1 rRNA gene is annotated in these 664 nt (G+C 55.1%); it reads right to left on the minus strand.

The features are described from left to right. Nucleotides 1-561 (minus strand): 23S ribosomal RNA (locus ACSC1P_RS22090); the annotation flags it as partial. Nucleotides 562-664: the final 103 nt, after the last annotated feature.

Consider the following 664-nt stretch of genomic DNA (forward strand, 5'->3'; position numbering starts at 1 on the left):
GACCTTGTATGCCCCGTCGCTCTATCGCCACCTGATTTCAGGCCCTATTGCACCTCCCTTCTCGGGGTGCTTTTCAGTGTTCGCTCACGCTACTTGTTCACTATCGGTCTCGAGGAGTATTTAGTCTTAGCAGGGGATGCCTGCCGTGTTCACGAGGGATATCCAACCCCCGCTACTCTGGAGCTGACGCGTACTGTACTGGTCTGGATTACGGGACTGTCACCCTGTATCGTGCTCTGTTCCAAGAGACTTCATGCAGACGGTCGAGTAGTGAGAGTCAGTCCGAACACCACATTGCCCGTAAGGGCTTCGGTTTGGACTGTGTCGATTTCACTCGCGGTTACTGACGACATCGCGGATTGCTTTCTCTTCCTGCCGGTACTGAGATGTTTCAATTCCCGGCGTTCCCCATTGCGCAAGGCAATTGCTAGTGAGGATTCCTATTCGGAGATCTGCAGTTCTTCCCCTCCGTGCGGGTCCCTGCAGCTTTTCGCAGCTTGGCACGTCCGTCTTCGGCACTCGAGCCGAGCCATCCACCAGGTGGCAAAGTAGCCACGCTGAGTGGGACGTCTATGATATGGTTACACTGTACCTGTAAACAGGTCCAGTGGACGTCTGGATTGCGTTTACACACGGTTTCATCACACGCCCCAGGGGTGGCCTG

Origin of the sequence: Haloarchaeobius caseinilyticus (genome assembly GCF_051207395.1) — an archaeon.
GTDB lineage: Archaea > Halobacteriota > Halobacteria > Halobacteriales > Natrialbaceae > Haloarchaeobius.